This window comes from Arthrobacter sp. Y3221159, assembly GCF_059089885.1.
Map to the genome: position 1 here is coordinate 1 of NZ_JBNHFC010000024.1, position 15,147 is coordinate 15,147.

15 protein-coding genes and 1 pseudogene are annotated in these 15,147 nt (G+C 66.2%); 7 read left to right on the top strand and 9 right to left on the bottom strand.

Annotated features, from left to right (window positions below):
- The 3 genes and pseudogenes from AC5RT3_RS18685 to AC5RT3_RS18695 form a co-directional block, all read left to right on the top strand.
- Window positions 1-118 (top strand): annotated as a pseudogene (locus AC5RT3_RS18685) (lipoyl synthase); the annotation flags it as partial.
- 98 nt (window positions 119-216) lie between these two features.
- Window positions 217-969 (top strand): DUF4191 domain-containing protein, encoded by a 753-nt coding sequence (locus tag AC5RT3_RS18690; RefSeq protein WP_494011925.1) that lies wholly within the window; start codon window positions 217-219, stop codon window positions 967-969.
- A gap of 102 nt (window positions 970-1,071) precedes the next feature.
- Window positions 1,072-1,428, top strand: a complete 357-nt coding sequence (locus tag AC5RT3_RS18695) for a DUF3817 domain-containing protein (RefSeq protein WP_494011926.1) — start codon at window positions 1,072-1,074, stop codon at window positions 1,426-1,428.
- Window positions 1,429-1,461: 33 nt separating this feature from the next.
- Here the strand turns inward: AC5RT3_RS18695 and AC5RT3_RS18700 are convergent, their stop codons facing one another.
- Window positions 1,462-1,899 (bottom strand): RDD family protein, encoded by a 438-nt coding sequence (locus AC5RT3_RS18700; protein WP_494011927.1) that lies wholly within the window; start codon window positions 1,897-1,899, stop codon window positions 1,462-1,464.
- 301 nt (window positions 1,900-2,200) lie between these two features.
- On the opposite strand from AC5RT3_RS18700, the gene glnA (AC5RT3_RS18705) reads away from it, so the two are divergent.
- Complete coding sequence (gene glnA, locus AC5RT3_RS18705; protein WP_494011928.1) at window positions 2,201-3,625, top strand: type I glutamate--ammonia ligase; 1,425 nt, start codon at window positions 2,201-2,203, stop codon at window positions 3,623-3,625.
- Window positions 3,626-3,905: 280 nt separating this feature from the next.
- Here glnA (AC5RT3_RS18705) and AC5RT3_RS18710 read toward each other — a convergent pair whose 3' ends face one another.
- The 5 genes from AC5RT3_RS18710 to glnA (AC5RT3_RS18730) form a co-directional block, all read right to left on the bottom strand.
- Window positions 3,906-4,034: a hypothetical protein gene (locus tag AC5RT3_RS18710; protein ID WP_494011929.1), complete on the bottom strand. Its 129-nt coding sequence runs from the start codon at window positions 4,032-4,034 to the stop codon at window positions 3,906-3,908.
- A gap of 232 nt (window positions 4,035-4,266) precedes the next feature.
- Entirely contained in the window at window positions 4,267-4,803 is a 537-nt protein-coding gene (locus AC5RT3_RS18715) for a GNAT family N-acetyltransferase (RefSeq protein WP_494053498.1), read from the bottom strand.
- The gene (locus AC5RT3_RS18720; RefSeq protein ID WP_494011930.1) at window positions 4,800-5,240 is read right to left on the bottom strand and encodes a VOC family protein; all 441 of its coding nucleotides are present in this window, start codon (window positions 5,238-5,240) and stop codon (window positions 4,800-4,802) included. The genes AC5RT3_RS18715 and AC5RT3_RS18720 overlap by 4 nt, the downstream gene beginning before the upstream one ends.
- Window positions 5,241-5,291: 51 nt before the next feature.
- Window positions 5,292-8,303 (bottom strand): bifunctional [glutamine synthetase] adenylyltransferase/[glutamine synthetase]-adenylyl-L-tyrosine phosphorylase, encoded by a 3,012-nt coding sequence (locus AC5RT3_RS18725; protein WP_494053465.1) that lies wholly within the window; start codon window positions 8,301-8,303, stop codon window positions 5,292-5,294.
- A gap of 9 nt (window positions 8,304-8,312) precedes the next feature.
- A complete protein-coding gene (gene glnA / locus AC5RT3_RS18730; protein WP_494011932.1) occupies window positions 8,313-9,653 on the bottom strand; it encodes a type I glutamate--ammonia ligase in 1,341 nt (446 codons plus the stop codon).
- 282 nt (window positions 9,654-9,935) lie between these two features.
- Between glnA (AC5RT3_RS18730) and panB the strand changes: the two genes are divergently transcribed.
- Window positions 9,936-10,832 carry a 3-methyl-2-oxobutanoate hydroxymethyltransferase gene (gene panB, locus AC5RT3_RS18735; RefSeq protein WP_494053466.1) on the top strand — a complete coding sequence of 299 codons (897 nt, stop codon included), beginning with the start codon at window positions 9,936-9,938 and terminating at the stop codon, window positions 10,830-10,832.
- Between the two features lie 51 nt (window positions 10,833-10,883).
- Here the strand turns inward: panB and AC5RT3_RS18740 are convergent, their stop codons facing one another.
- Window positions 10,884-11,048, bottom strand: a complete 165-nt coding sequence (locus tag AC5RT3_RS18740) for an SPOR domain-containing protein (protein ID WP_494011934.1) — start codon at window positions 11,046-11,048, stop codon at window positions 10,884-10,886.
- Between the two features lie 121 nt (window positions 11,049-11,169).
- Here AC5RT3_RS18740 and map point away from each other — a divergent pair, with 121 nt between their 5' ends.
- Window positions 11,170-12,048, top strand: a complete 879-nt coding sequence (gene map, locus AC5RT3_RS18745; RefSeq protein WP_494124913.1) for a type I methionyl aminopeptidase — start codon at window positions 11,170-11,172, stop codon at window positions 12,046-12,048.
- Between the two features lie 132 nt (window positions 12,049-12,180).
- A complete protein-coding gene (gene ppgK / locus AC5RT3_RS18750) occupies window positions 12,181-12,984 on the top strand; it encodes a polyphosphate--glucose phosphotransferase (protein ID WP_494011936.1) in 804 nt (267 codons plus the stop codon).
- A gap of 115 nt (window positions 12,985-13,099) precedes the next feature.
- Here the strand turns inward: ppgK and nrdR are convergent, their stop codons facing one another.
- Entirely contained in the window at window positions 13,100-13,606 is a 507-nt protein-coding gene (nrdR, locus tag AC5RT3_RS18755) for a transcriptional regulator NrdR (RefSeq protein WP_494011937.1), read from the bottom strand.
- Window positions 13,607-13,737: 131 nt separating this feature from the next.
- A complete protein-coding gene (gene hisD, locus AC5RT3_RS18760) occupies window positions 13,738-15,108 on the bottom strand; it encodes a histidinol dehydrogenase (protein WP_494053467.1) in 1,371 nt (456 codons plus the stop codon).
- Window positions 15,109-15,147: the final 39 nt, after the last annotated feature.

Genomic DNA, 15,147 nt, shown 5'->3' on the forward strand with positions numbered 1-15,147 from the left:
CGCCATGCGCAAAAAAGGCCGCGACATCCCCGCCGAACTCGCCCACATCGCCGACGGCATCCAGGACTCCGGCACCACCCGCCAGGAAGCCGCCAGCGTACTGGCAGCCCACTCCTAGGAAGCAGCAACTTCATAGTCCAGTGCGTGCCGCAGGGGCCGGACGCCGATGATTCGGCGTCCGGCCCCCGGGCTTAAGTCACGTAGAATTGAGGCACTATGGCGAAATCCCCTGATTCCAGCAACTCCACTCCGGCGGGCTCCAGCGCAGTGAAGCGCGGCCTCTTCTCGCGCAAGCCGAAAGAAGCCAAAGCCAAGAAGCCCAGCAGGCTCAAGCAGATCCGCGAAGTCTTCACCATGACCCGCCGGCACGATCCCATGGTGCCGTGGCTTATGCTGCTGGTGTTCCTGGGTGTCGTGGCCGTGAGCTTCCTGGTGGGTTTCTGGCTGGAAAACTGGATTACGGGCCTGATCATCGGCATCCCGCTTGGTTTGCTGGGCGCAACCCTGATCCTCTCGCGCCGTGCGGAGCGCGCCGCCTTCGCCCAGATCGAGAACCAGCCTGGCGCCTCCGGTGCCGCGCTCGGAACCCTCCGCCGCGGCTGGATTACGGAAGAACAGCCCGTTGCTGTTAACCCGCGCACCCAGGATGCCGTGTTCCGCGCCATCGGCCGCCCCGGCGTCGTACTGGTCAGCGAAGGCCCCAGCCACCGCGTGAAGCCGCTGCTGGATGCCGAGCGGAAGCGCCTGGCGCGGATCCTGCCCAACGTTACCGTGCACGTGATCGAGAGCGGCCGCGGCGAGGGCCAGGTGCCGCTCAGCCAGGTTGCCAAGAAGATGGGCAAGCTGAAGAAGGAACTGACCAAGGTCGAAGTCAATGCTGTTTCCAAGCGCATCGCGTCGCTGGGCAACAGGCTCCCCATCCCGAAGGGCATCGACCCCTACAAGGCGCGTCCCAACCGCGGACGCTAGGCCTGGGAACGCCCCGGTTACCGGTTCCGACCGGCCGCCGGGGCATTTTTTCTTGCAGCTGCCAACCTCTTTCCACTGCCCCATCAAGGACAGGACGTTCCCATGCCACTAAAGAACCTGGTCATCCGCGCATTCCGGATCCTCGCCGTCGCCGAAGCCATCAGCTGGGCTGCCCTGCTGATCGGCATGTATTTCAAGTGGATTGCAGGCACCACCGAGATTGGTGTCCAGGTAGCCGGGCCGATCCACGGTGCACTGTTCGTGGGCTACGGTGCTGCGGCGCTTGCCCTGTGGAGGCTGCAGCGCTGGCCGTTCAGGGTGGCTCTTTTTGCGGGTGTTTCCGCAGTCTTTCCGTTCGCCACCATCCTGTTCGAGCGGTGGGCAGGTAAGCGGGGGTACCTCAGGGGTGTGCCTGCGGAGACAAGCCCCGCGGCGACGAGGGAATCCGCACGCCTCTAGGGGCGCGTCAGGGCCGGCCGTGCGCGGAGGCCCTTACCGGCGGATGAGCAGGGTGTTCATGGCTTTGTCGTGCAGTCCGCGCTGGTCGGGATCGAAGATGACGGCGGGGATCACCAGGCAAAGCAGTACGGCCCGCACAAGGGCAGCCAGCGGGCCCGGGACTCCGCCGCCCGGCTTCACCACGGCAATGCCCATGGCGCGGTGCCCGATGCTGTATCCGAGGGTGCCCACCAGGAGGGTTTGCTCGACGGCGAACACCGCCAGGGTGGCCCAGGAGTTTCCATCAAAGGCGAAGTTGCTGATCAGGAGCGCGATGCCCCAGTCGATCATGATCGCCAGGATGCGCCGGCCGGCCCGTGCGATGGACCCGGGCCCGGATTCGGGAAGTCCCAGCCGCTCCCCCGGGTACTTCGAGATGCCGGAGGTGTCCGGTCCACTGAGCCAGGAACCAATGTCTTTGCGATCTACCACTGTCCAAGTTTACCGGCCTCTTTCCCGCGCACTGCCCGGATGCCGGATAGCGTTGGAACATGATGCGTACTGCCGATAGCGTTGCCCTAACGGGGCATTCTGTAACTTGCCCGAAACAATGTGGACATGGACGGGAAATGCCGCGTCCATAGGCTGTTAGCAGTTTCAAGCAATTCCCCGGCAGGGACAAGCACACAGCACGGACAACGCAGCAGGGATAACTGCAGGTTCTCCCTGCTTTCGGATTGCGCTGGATCAGATGGCTTGCACGCCAGATATTACATATGCGTTAGGAGCATAGATGTTTAAGACTGCGGACGAAGTCCTCCAGTTCATCAGGGACGAAGATATTAAGTTCGTCGATATCCGCTTCACCGATCTTCCGGGCGTGCAGCAGCACTTCAACGTCCCCGCCAAGAGCGTTGACGCCGACTTCTTCATCAACGGCCAACTCTTTGACGGCTCCTCCATCCGCGGCTTCCAGGGCATCGCGGAGTCCGACATGCAGCTGATCCCGGACGTGACCACCGCGTTCCTGGACACCTTCCGCATGGAAAAGACGCTCGCGCTGAACTTCTCCATCGTCAACCCCCGCACCGGTGACCCCTACCACCGCGACCCCCGCGGCGTTGCAGAGAAGGCTGAGGCCTACCTCGCGTCCACCGGCATCGCCGACACCGCATTCTTCGCTCCCGAAGCCGAGTTCTTCGTGTTCGACAACGTCCAGTACCAGTCCTCCCCGCAGGGCAGCTTCTACAAGATCGACTCCGAGGAAGCACACTGGAACACCGGCCGCGAGGAAGAGGGCGGCAACCTCGGCTACAAGACCCCCGTCAAGGGCGGTTACTTCCCGGTCTCCCCCACCGACAAGCAGGCTGACCTGCGCGACGCCATGTGCGTGGCCCTGGACGAAGCAGGCCTCGAGGTCGAGCGCAGCCACCACGAGGTCGGCTCCGCCGGCCAGGCTGAGATCAACTACAAGTTCACCACCCTGACCCACGCTGCCGATGACCTGCAGAAGTTCAAGTACGTCATCAAGAACACCGCAGATGCCTGGGGCAAGTCCGTGACCTTCATGCCGAAGCCCGTCTTCGGTGACAACGGCTCCGGCATGCACTGCCACCAGTCGCTGTGGAACGGTGGCCAGCCCCTGTTCTACGACGAGAAGGGCTACGCCGGCCTGTCCGACACCGCCCGCTGGTACATCGGCGGCCTGCTGAAGCACGCCTCCGCCGTCCTGGCCTTCACCAACCCGACGGTGAACTCCTACCGCCGCCTGGTCAAGGGCTTCGAGGCTCCGGTCAACATGGTCTACTCGCAGGGCAACCGCTCCGCCGGTATCCGCATCCCCATTACGGGCAGCAACCCGAAGGCCAAGCGCATCGAATTCCGCGCACCGGACCCCTCTTCCAACCCGTACCTGGCCTTCGCTGCCCAGCTGATGGCCGGCATTGACGGCATCCGCAACCGCATCGAACCGCCCGCGCCGATCGACAAGGACCTCTACGAGCTCCCCGCCGAGGAAGCCAAGGACATCCCCAAGGCACCGGGCACGCTCGAGGAGGCCCTCGAGGCCCTCCGCGAGGACAACGAATTCCTGCAGGCCGGTGGCGTGTTCACCCAGGACCTGATCGACACCTGGATCGAGTACAAGTACGAGAACGAGATCCGCCCGCTGTCCCTGCGCCCGAACCCCTACGAGTTCGAGCTCTACTACGGCGTCTAGCCGGATCATGCGGGTGGCGCGGCGATAGTCCGCAGACCGTCCGCACATTCCAGAACGAGTTCAGGCGGCTACATGTTTTCCGAAACGTGTAGCCGCCTTTCGTGTATCCGTTCGCACCCCGGCTGAACCTCGATTTGCGAGACTACGCTACTGCCCAGTAACTTTGTGTTCGGTTACTTCGCAATCCCCCAATGTTGGAGTAGCCCGAGAGGTCCCGCGATTCCCCCAAGTCGCGGGGCCTTTCGCTGTTCAGGAAGGTTCTTGGCTTATCCCGGCCGGACTAGGTGCCGTTGCGTTCCGCGTCGGTCGGCACCTCATGATCATCTGCGTCCGGGTCGTGGACCTTGCGTGGGATCTTGCCTTCAACATCAGCGGGCACGGGAGGGTCCTTCTCTTCATCGGTAGACATGGGCCAAGCATAAGCCGCGCCCAAAAAGGTTGGCGCCTGCGCGATGACGCCGGGTGCGCTGCCCGAAGGTGGGAGCCCGGCCCCTGACGTGCTGAGACCGGGAGCCGGACCCCCTGACGAATGCCCCCCGAGACGAAGACTGATCCAGCCTTCCCCCCAACAAGGTTGAAGAACACCGCCAATCCACATACTCGGCCAATCCGTCATGGAGTGCAATGCCGCCCTGCCGCCGTTACCTCATTCCCGCATCCGTGAAGCGTCGGAACATGGTGCGTTGCGGGCCGGACGGGCCGCCGTTGTAGCGGCCGTGGTCAGTGAATCCGGCAAACCGGTAGGCGGCAAGTCCGGCGGGGTTGGCTTCGTTGACGGACAGCACGACGCCGGACTCCCCGGTGCGGTGCCGCGCAGTCAGCCGGGCGGCAGCCCCCACGGCAGCAACGGCTGCGTGGCGGCCGATCCCGCGACCCTGCAGCCGCCGGTCCACCAGGAAGCCCCGCAGGAGCCATGCGCTGTCATCGTCCGGCCAGCCAGCCAGGCGTGCCGCCCCACGCTGCAAAGTGAGTACTCCCGCAGCCCGCCCGTCCGACTCAATGACGTAGGGGCGCCGCGATTCCTCGGCCAGGGCGGCCAGGGCCATCCGCAGGGGATCTCCCACGAAGCGTTCCTGGCCCGGGCTGAGCTCCAGCTGCGCTACCTCGTTGAGCTGGATGGCCTGGGCGTCGGCATCGAGGTCCCGCAGCGGGATGAGCCAGACGCCTTCGCCGTTCAGGACTGGACGGTGCCGGAGGTGCTGCCGGCAGCAGGGTCGGCCATTCCGGCAGGATCCATCCAAAAGACCTCCCAAAGGTGCCCGTCGGGATCCTGGAAGCTGTGGTTGTACATAAAGCCCAGGTCCCGGGGATCCTCCGACAACGTGCCGCCAGCAGCAAGGGCGGCACTTACCGCCTGATCAACGGCCTCCCGGCTGTCCACGCTGTAGGACATGATGGCTTCCGCCGCCCCCGCAGTGCCGGCGACGTCCTTGGAGGTAAAGGTCCGGAAGTAGTCCTCCACCAGTAGCATCACGCAGGCATTGTCGTTGACGATCATGCACGTGGCATTCTCGTCCGTGTAGTCCGGGTTGAAGGAAAAGCCAAGGGCGGAGAAGAAATCGACGGAGCGCTGGAGGTCTTTGACGGGCAGGTTCAGGAAGAGTTGGGTTGCCATGGGCCAAAGGTAGCACCGGGCCCGGACAAAGGGACAGCAGCCGGAAAACGGCTATTGCCCGTAGAACACGCGTTCGAACACGGCCCGGGCGCGCCGGCTGACGCGCAGGTAGTCCTCTTCCAGCGCGGCCGCATGGCCCGGTTCGTAGCCGCACCACCGCGCCACGGCCTCAAGGTCGCGGCGCGACGACGGCAGGAGGTCGGATGCCTTGCCGCTCCAGATGACATTTGCGGACCTGATCCGGCTGGCCAGCCGCCATGCCTGAGCCAGGAGGTCCGCGTCCTCACGGCCGAGGAGTTCCAGCCGGGCAGCGGCTTCCAGCGCTTCCACCGTGGAGGTGGTGCGCAGCTCGGGGTGCTTGCCCGCGTGCTGCAGCTGCAGCAGCTGGACCAGCCATTCGACGTCGCTGAGGCCGCCGCGGCCGAGTTTGAGGTGGCGGGCGGGATCGGCCCCGCGGGGAAGGCGTTCGGATTCCACCCGTGCCTTGATCCTGCGGATCTCCCGGACGTCCTGGTCGGACACCTCGTCGGGGTAACGGATGGGGTCGATCAGCGCCAAGAAGTCCGCTGCCAGGTCGTCGTCGCCCGCCATGGGACGTGCCCGCAGGAGTGCCTGGGCCTCCCAGATGAGCGACCAGCGGCGGTAGTACTCGGCGAACGAGTCCAGGGACCGCACCATGGCCCCGCTCTTCCCCTCCGGGCGGAGGTCGGCGTCCATCTGGAGCACCCGCTCAGCCATGATGGCCGGCTTCACGGGCTGGGTCAGCAGGCTTGAGACTTTGGTGACGATGCGGGCAGCCTGTTCCTGTGCCTCCGCCTCCGCGTAGCCCGGGAGCGCCCGGTGCACGTACATCACGTCGGCGTCCGAACCGTACCCGATCTCGCGGCCGCCCTGGCGGCCCATCGCCACGACCAGCACGGCCGTCTTCAAGGGCCCGCCGGCGGAGACGATGCCCTCGGCCACGCGGAGGGCGCCCAGGACTGCCGCCCTGTCAGTGTCGGCCAGCGCGGTGCCCACCTGGTCCTGATCCAGCAGCCCGGCGGAATCGGCGACGGCGATCCGCAGGATCTCCCGCCGCCGGATGAGCCTGATGAGGCGCATGGCACTTTCGGGATCGGAGTGCCGCGACATTTTGGAGGTGATTTCCTGCCATTGCGCCTCGAACGGCACCGGCACCAGGTCCTTGTCCTGGCCGAGCCAGGCAACCGACTCAGGCGAAACTTCCAGCAGGTCCGCGATCAGCCGTGAGTTCGAGAGCATGTGGCAGAGGCGCTCGGCAGCGGCATTGGAGTCCCGAAGCATGCCGAGGTACCAGTGCGTGGTGCCCAGGGCCTCGCTGACCCGCCGGAAGGCGAGCAGGCCGGCGTCGGGGTCCACTCCTTCCGCGAGCCAGTCGAGGAGGATTGGAAGCAGCTGCTTCTGCAGTGCCGCCCGCCGGCTGACTCCAGCCGTCAAAGCCTCGATATGCCGCATGGCGCCCTGCGGGTCCCGATAGCCGAGGGCAGCAAGCCGGCCCTGGGCAGCTTCCGGGGTGAGCCTGGCATCTTCGCTGCTGAGCCTGGCGGCGGTATTCAGCAGGGGCCGGTAGAAGATCCGCTCATGCAGTTCCCGCACGGAGCGCTTGGTCTTCTGCCAGGCGGCCAGCAGCGCGTCGGGATGCGGCCGCTCATTCGAGAACGGGCCCAGGACGGCTTTGGCCAGCGCCCGAAGCGCTGGCTCGGCAACGGGCATGAGGTGGGTCCGGCGCAGCTGGAACAGCTGGATCCGGTGCTCCAGCAGCCTCAGGTACCGGTAGGCGTTGTCGAAGGCGGCGGCGTCGGACCTGCCGATGTAGCCACCCGCGGACAGGGCCGCAATCGCGGAGGTGGTGTCCCGGCGTCGCAGGGTCTCATCCGCCTTGCCGTGGACAAGCTGCAGCAGCTGGACGGTGAACTCGACGTCCCGCAGTCCGCCGCGGCCCAATTTGATCTGCCGCTGTTCCTCCGCCGCCGGAATGTGCTCGGTGACCCGGCGCCGCATGGCCTGGACAGATTCCACGAAGCCGTCCCTGCCCGCCGAACTCCAGATCAGCGGCTCCACGGCGTCCTCGTACCGCCGCCCCAGTTCGGCATCCCCGGCGATGGTCCGGGCCTTCAGTAGCGCTTGGAACTCCCAGCTCTCCGCCCAGCGCGCGTAGTAGGTCTCATGAGAGGCCAGCGTGCGCACCAGGGGTCCCGACTTGCCCTCGGGCCGCAGGTTGGCGTCCACCTCCCAAAGGCCGGGTTCCCGCGCCACCGAGGAGATGGCCCGGGAGATGCCGCTGGCCAGCGCCGTGCCGATGGTGTTGGCCCGGGCGTCCTCCAGCCCTCCGCTATCCACCACGTAAATGACATCGACGTCGGAGATGTAGTTCAGCTCGCGCGCCCCGCATTTGCCCATGCCGATCACGGCCAGCCCGACCTCCGCCACATCAGGGGCGCCGTACTGTTCGGCGGCCTCGGCCCGGGAAACTGCCAGTGCGGCCTCGATGGCGGCACCGGCAAGGTCTGCAAGTTCCCCTCCCACCGAGGGCAGGAAGTCGAGGGGGTCTGCCGCGCACAGGTCCTTGACGGCAAGGTCCACCACTCCCCTGCGGTAGGCGGTGCGCAGGGCTGCGTAGGCATCCGGCCCGGTTGCTGCGGCAACTGGCCGCACTGCCCGCGGGTCTGCCCCTACGGACTGCAGCAGGGTTGCGCGCAGCTTCTCCGGGTCTCCCGGCAACGGTTCGGGACTGGCCCGGACATTGAAGGCTTCGAGATGCTCGGGATGCCGGATGAGGAACTCGCCCAGCGCCTCGGATGCGCCCAGCACCCGGTACAGCGGCTCGCTGGTGTCTGGCTCGGCACCAGCCAGTTCCCGGAGGTCCGGATGCTTTTCGATCAGCCGGACCAGGGACTGCAGGGCGGTGTCCGGGCTGGCCGCCATTTGCAGTCCGGCGAACAGCGTGTCCTGGTCCAGGCCTTCGAGTTCCCGGGCGGCCAGGAACCGTTCGCCTTTGTCCAGGTCGCTGAAACCAGCCGCGATCAGGCGGCGTGCCAGGCTCACGCCCGCCGCCTAGAGGATGCCGAGGTTGCGCTGCAGTTCGTAGGGCGTGACCTGCAGCCGGTAGTCCTGCCACTCCGCGCGCTTGTTGCGCAGGAAGTGCTCGAACACCTGCTCGCCCAGGATCTGCGGCATCAGCTCGGAATCCTCCATCGAGCGGATAGCGTCGTGCAGGCTGGCCGGCAGGGGGTCGTGACCCATGGCGCGGCGTTCTGCCGAGCTCAGCGACCAGACGTCGTCTTCGGCGGCCGCCGGAAGGTCGTAGCCTTCCTCAATGCCCTTCAACCCGGCACCGAGCAGCACCGCGTATGCCAGGTAAGGGTTCGCGGCCGAGTCGATGCCGCGGTACTCGATCCGGGCGGACTGGCCCTTGCCCGGCTTGTACAGCGGAACGCGGACCAGGGCCGAGCGGTTATTGTGGCCCCAGCTCAGGTAGCTGGGAGCCTCGCCGCCGCCCCAGAGGCGCTTGTAGGAGTTCACGAACTGGTTGGTCACGGCGGTGAATTCCGGAGCGTGCTTGAGGATGCCGGCGATGAACTGGCGGGCGGTCTTGGACAGCTGGAATTCCGCGCCGGCCTCGTAGAACGCGTTGGTGTCCCCTTCGAACAGGGAGAAGTGCGTATGCATGCCGGAGCCCGGGTGGGTCGTGAACGGCTTCGGCATGAAGGTAGCGTAGGTGCCCTGCTGCAGGGCCACTTCCTTGATGACCGTGCGGAAGGTCATGATGTTGTCCGCGGTCTGCAGCGCATCCGCGTAGCGGAGGTCGATCTCGTTCTGTCCGGGTCCGCCTTCGTGGTGGCTGAACTCCACGGAGATGCCGACTGATTCCAGCATGGTCACCGCGGTGCGGCGGAAGTCCTGGGCAACGCCGCCCGGGACGTGGTCGAAGTAGCCGCCCTCGTCAACCGGCACCGGCGCTCCGTCCGGGCCGAGCTCCTGCGACTTGAGCAGGTAGAACTCGATTTCCGGGTGGGTGTAGCAGGTGAAGCCCATGTCGGCGGCCTTGGCGAGCGTCCGCTTCAGGACGTTGCGCGGATCAGCCGCGGAGGGTTCGCCGTCAGGGGTAAGGATGTCGCAGAACATGCGCGATGTCTGCTCCGTCTCGCCGCGCCAGGGCAGGATCTGGAACGTTGACGGGTCAGGCTGTGCCAGCATGTCCGATTCGAAGACACGGGCAAGGCCCTCGATGGCCGAGCCGTCGAAGCCCAGCCCTTCCTCGAAGGCGCCTTCGACCTCGGCCGGCGCCAGGGCAACAGACTTGAGCGAACCTACGACGTCGGTGAACCACAGGCGCACGAAACGTACGTCGCGCTCTTCGATTGTGCGCAGGACAAACTCTTGCTGGCGGTCCATGATGGCCTCTTCTCCGGTCAACGTCCATGCTCCGGGGTCCGCGGTGATTGGGGGAAGCCGGCAGCAGTTCACAAACACTGTACTAAGCATTCGGCGCCAATGCTGGCGTCTGCGCCGCGCGTAACACAGCGTTAACACCCGCGGCATCCCGGAGAGGGCCGCCGTCGGGCTCTGCGTAGTCCGGGCAACATATGTGGGCGCCCAGCGCATATGACCCTTATCACCCCGCACGCGGCCCAGGCCATGTAGCTAGGACGGCAGGTACCGCACTACGCTCATGCCATGGCCTCAAGCAACAGCTCGAACTCCAGCGCGTCCGCCGAAGTCCCCGCACCCTACGGCAACGCGCCTGCGCAGGCACCGGCACCCGGCCCGGCAGCCAAGCCGGGCAAGGTACGCATCCACCACCTGCAGCAGGCCAAGCGCGACGGCACCAAATTCGCCATGCTGACCGCTTACGAGCAGTACACGGCCGAAATCTTCGACGCCGCCGGCATCGAGGTCCTCCTGGTGGGCGACTCGGCGTCCAACAACGTGTTCGGCAACGAGACCAGCCTTCCCGTCACGGTGGACGAACTGCTTCCGCTGTGCCGCGCCGTCGCCAGGTCCGCCAAGCGGGCACTGGTGGTGGCAGACCTGCCGTTCGGCAGCTACGAGGTTTCCGCGGAGCAGGCCGTGGCCGCCGGGGTCCGGTTCCTGAAGGAAGGCCTGGCGCACGCCGTCAAGATCGAGGGCGGCCAGTACTACGCCTCCACCGTCCGGGCCATGGTGCAGGCAGGCATCCCCGTCATGGCCCACATCGGCTTCACTCCGCAGAGCGAGCACGCCCTGGGCGGGTACCGGGTACAGGGCCGGGGCGACGACGCCCAGCGCCTGATCGACGACGCGGTGGCCCTTGCCGATGCCGGCGCATTCTGCGTGCTCATGGAGATGGTGCCGGCCCAGACGGCGGCTGCCGTGGATGCAGCGGTCAGCGTCCCCACCGTGGGCATCGGCGCAGGCAAGGAAACCACCGGCCAGGTCCTCGTCTGGCAGGACATGGCCGGCCTGCGGGGCGGCCGGATGGCCAAGTTCGTCAAGCAGTACGCCGACCTGCGCAGTACGCTCCTCGATGCCGCTACGGCCTATGGCGACGACGTGCGGTCCGGGCAGTTCCCTGGCCCGGAGCACTCTTTCTGACAGCGACTGCTCCCGCAGGACGCGCCGCGGGCCAGGCAATACCGCTTGCCGTCAGTCGTCGTCGTCTTTTTCCCACGCCTCGTTGCGGGCCCGGACCTTCTCAAGGGCGTGCTCGGCATCTTCGCGTGTCTGGTAGGGCCCGATCAGCTGGCTCCAGTCTGAGAGTCGGTCCTCTTCCACCTCGTGGGTCCTGATGTTGTACCAGTACTCAGTCATCGTTGCTCCCGTTCCGGCAGGCAGGGAAGCTGCGGCGTGACCCGCGTAACACAAATGCATACGCGCGCCCTGCACGGCTCCCGGTTGTTAGGCGTTCTGTGGTGCCTTATATGATCAATCTATGCCTTCCCTTGCCTCCACTGCACCCATCGGCACCCTCACCCCCGGTACCGTAGGCCCGCAGCGTTCCGTCCCGGCGTCCATCCCCCGCCCGGAGTATGTCGGCAGGCCCGCCCCCGCCAAATTCACGGGGTCCGAGGTGAAGTCAGCCGAAACGATCGAGAAGATCCGCATCGCCGGAAAAATCGCCGCGCAGGCCATCGTTGAAGTGGGAAAACACATCCAGCCCGGCGTGACCACGGACCAGCTGGACAAGGTGGGCCACGAGTTCCTCCTGGACCACAATGCCTACCCCTCCACCCTCGGCTACCGGGGATTTCCGAAGTCGCTGTGCTCCTCGCTGAATGAGGTCATCTGCCACGGCATTCCGGACAGCACAGTGGTCCAGGACGGCGATATCCTCAACATCGACATCACGGCCTACATCAACGGCGTCCACGGCGACACCAACTACACCTTCCTGGTGGGCGATGTGGACGAGGAATCCCGCCTGCTGGTGGAACGCACACAGGAGTCGCTGAACCGGGCCATCAAGGCCGTAGCCCCCGGCCGTGAGATCAACGTCATCGGCAGGGCCATCCAGTCCTACGCCAAGCGGTTCGGCTATGGGGTGGTCCGCGATTTCACCGGCCACGGCGTAGGGGAAGCATTCCACACCGGACTGATCATCCCGCATTACGACGCAGCCCCGGGCTACAGCACCGTCATCGAGGCCGGCATGGTGTTCACCATCGAGCCGATGCTCACGCTGGGCACCGTGGAGTGGGACATGTGGGCGGACGACTGGACCGTGGTCACCAAGGATCGCAAGCGCACCGCCCAGTTCGAGCACACGCTGCTGGTGACCGAATCCGGTGCCGAGATCCTCACCCTGCCCTGAGTGCCGCACGCATGCCTGGCGTGCTCACACCCCTGATGAACTGAACCACCGGCCCCTGGCCGGATATCCTTTCCGGGGCCGGCCACCGGCCGCCCTTTTCCTGCCCGCACCTGCCACGAACGGAAACCCACTTTGGCCAAGAAGGACGAGAAGTCGCACAAGAACGCCCCGCTGATCGGCATCGACATCGGAGGCACGGGAATCAAGGGCGGCATTGTCGACCTCAAGAAGGGCAAGCTGGTAGGTGATCGGTTCCGGGTTCCCACCCCCCAGCCCGCCACTCCCGAGTCCGTGACGGAAGCCGTGGCCCTGGTGGTGGCTGAACTTTCGGCCCGCCCCGAGGCGCCCGCCGCCGGTTCCCCGGTCGGCGTCACCTTCCCGGGCATCATCCAGCACGGGGTGGTGCACTCAGCGGCCAACGTCGACAAGAGCTGGCTGGAGACAGACATCGACGCCATGCTCACCGCACGGCTCAACCGGCCCGTCGAGGTCATTAACGACGCCGACGCGGCAGGCCTCGCAGAGGCCCGTTACGGTGCCGGCGCGGGCGTCGGCGGTACCGTCCTGGTGATCACCCTCGGTACGGGCATCGGCTCAGCCTTCATCTTCGACGGCAAGCTCGTCCCCAATGCCGAACTGGGCCACCTGGAAATCGACGGCTTCGACGCCGAAACGAAAGCATCCGCGGTGGCACGTGAACGGGACGGCCTGACCTGGGACGAGTACAGCGTGCTGCTGCAGCGCTACTTCTCCCACGTGGAGTTCCTGTTCTCCCCCGAACTGTTCATCGTTGGCGGCGGCATCTCCAAGCGCGCGGACGAGTACCTGCCCAAGCTGAAACTGCGCACCCCCATTGTTCCCGCAGTCCTGCGGAACGAGGCAGGCATCGTGGGCGCCGCCATCGAGATCGCACTGAAGCACAAGCTGGCAAAGTAGTCCGGGAACGGACGACGCTTAAAGACAGGACGCCCCCTTCCGGTACCGGAAGGGGGCGTCCTGTCTTATGTGCCGGTGGCGGCTGCGGCTTCCCCTCCGCTGCGGCCACCGGAGATTAGAGGGGGCTTTTCTCCGTGCCCTTGGCGTTTTTCGCCGGCGCGCCCTTGGCATCCTGCTCCGCCTCGTGGCGCAGCAGGGAGATGGCCGTTTCGAAATCCTCGAGGGATTCGAAGGCCTGGTAGACGCTGGCGAACCGGAGGTAGGCCACCTTGTCCAGCTTCTGCAGCGGCCCCAGGATAATCAGGCCGACCTCGTGTGCGTCGATTTCCGCGGCGCCGGACGCGCGGATCTGCTCCTCCACTTCCTGGGCAAGCAGCGCGAGGTCATCCTCACTGACGGGCCGGCCCTGGCAGGCCTTGCGCACGCCGTTGATCACCTTGCTGCGGCTGAAGGGCTCGCCCACGCCGGAGCGCTTGATGACGGAGAGGCTGGTGGTTTCCACCGTGGTGAACCGGCGGCCGCACTCGGGGCACTGCCGGCGCCGCCGGATGGCCGAGCCGTCATCCGCCATGCGGCTGTCCACCACGCGGGAGTCAGGGTTGCGGCAGAACGGACAGTACATGGTGTCCCTCCCTCGCATTGTCCCGCTGCCGGGATATCCCAAATGAGCGCGCGGAAGATCCGCGCTGTAGCGCCTTCCAGTTTACGGGCATATGTAGCGTAATAACAAGCCTGTAATTACCAGATGTAGTGCTAGTCCTCCGGAAACCGCGCGGTGACGGCGTCGCCGTGAGCCGGAAGATCCTCCGCGCGGGAGAGATTCACGATGTGGCCGCTGACTTCCTTGAGCGCCTCACGGCTGTAGTTGACCACCTGGATGGCGCGCAGGAACGTGGTCACGTTGAGCCCGGACGAGAAGGCGGCCGTGCCGCTGGTGGGAAGCACGTGGTTGGAGCCCGCGCAGTAGTCTCCCAGGCTGACCGGGCTGTAGTCCCCCACGAAGATGGCGCCGGCGTTCCGGATCCGGGCGGCGACAGCAGACGCGTCGCGGGTCATGATCTCCAGGTGTTCCGCGGCGTAGGCGTCGCAGGCGGCAATACCCTGGTCGAGGCCGTCCACCAGGACGACGCCTGACTGCGGCCCCGAGAGCGCCTCGCGCACCCGGTCCGAGTGCTTGGTGGCGGCAGCCTGCCGGTCGAGTTCAGCCCGGACTGCGGAGGCAAGGTCCTCCGAATCGGTGATGAGCACTGAGGCTGCCTGGGGGTCGTGTTCGGCCTGGCTGATCAGGTCCGCGGCGACGAGCGCGGGCTGGGCCGAGGCATCAGCCAGGATGGCGATCTCCGTGGTGCCGGCCTCGGAGTCGATACCGACCACGCCCTTGACCAGGCGCTTGGCGGTGGCCACGAAGATGTTGCCCGGACCCGTCACCACATCCACGGGCTCGAGGGCAGGACCGGCAGGCGTTTCCGCCACGCCGTAGGCGAAGGCGGCGATGGCCTGCGCCCCGCCGATCGCGTACACCTCGGTGATGCCGAGCAGCGCTGCCGCAGCAAGGATGGTGGGGTGGGGCAGGCCGCCGAATTCCTTCTGCGGGGGTGAAGCGAGGGCAATGGACTCCACCCCGGCGGCAAGAGCCGGAACCACGTTCATGATCACCGAGGACGGGTACACGGCGAGGCCGCCAGGCACATACAGCCCCACCCGCGCCACCGGCACCCAGTTCTGGCTGACCACGGCGCCGTCCCCCAGTTCCACGTCAACGTTGCGCGGGCGCTGCCCGTCCGCGAACCTGCGTGCCCGGCTGATGGATTCCTCAAGGGCCGCACGCACCGCCGGGTCCAGCTGTTCCAGTGCGCCCGCGAGGACGTCTTGCGGAACCAGGGGGTGCTCCTGGGTCACGCCATCGAAGCGGAGCGCCAACTCGCCGAGGGCCGCGAAGCCGCCGCGCCGGACGGCAGCAATGATGTCCAGGACTTTTTCTTCGGCGTCGGCAACAGTCTGGCCCTTGGCCCGCGGCACCGCTGCGCGCAGGCCAGCGAGGGTGAGGCTTTGTCCCCGCACATCAATGGTGCGAAAGTTCACGGCGGCAGTCGCGGGGGCGGGAAACTCCGAAGAAATGGTCACCGCACCATTTTACGGGCCGGAGCGGGTGCCCCTGCCAAC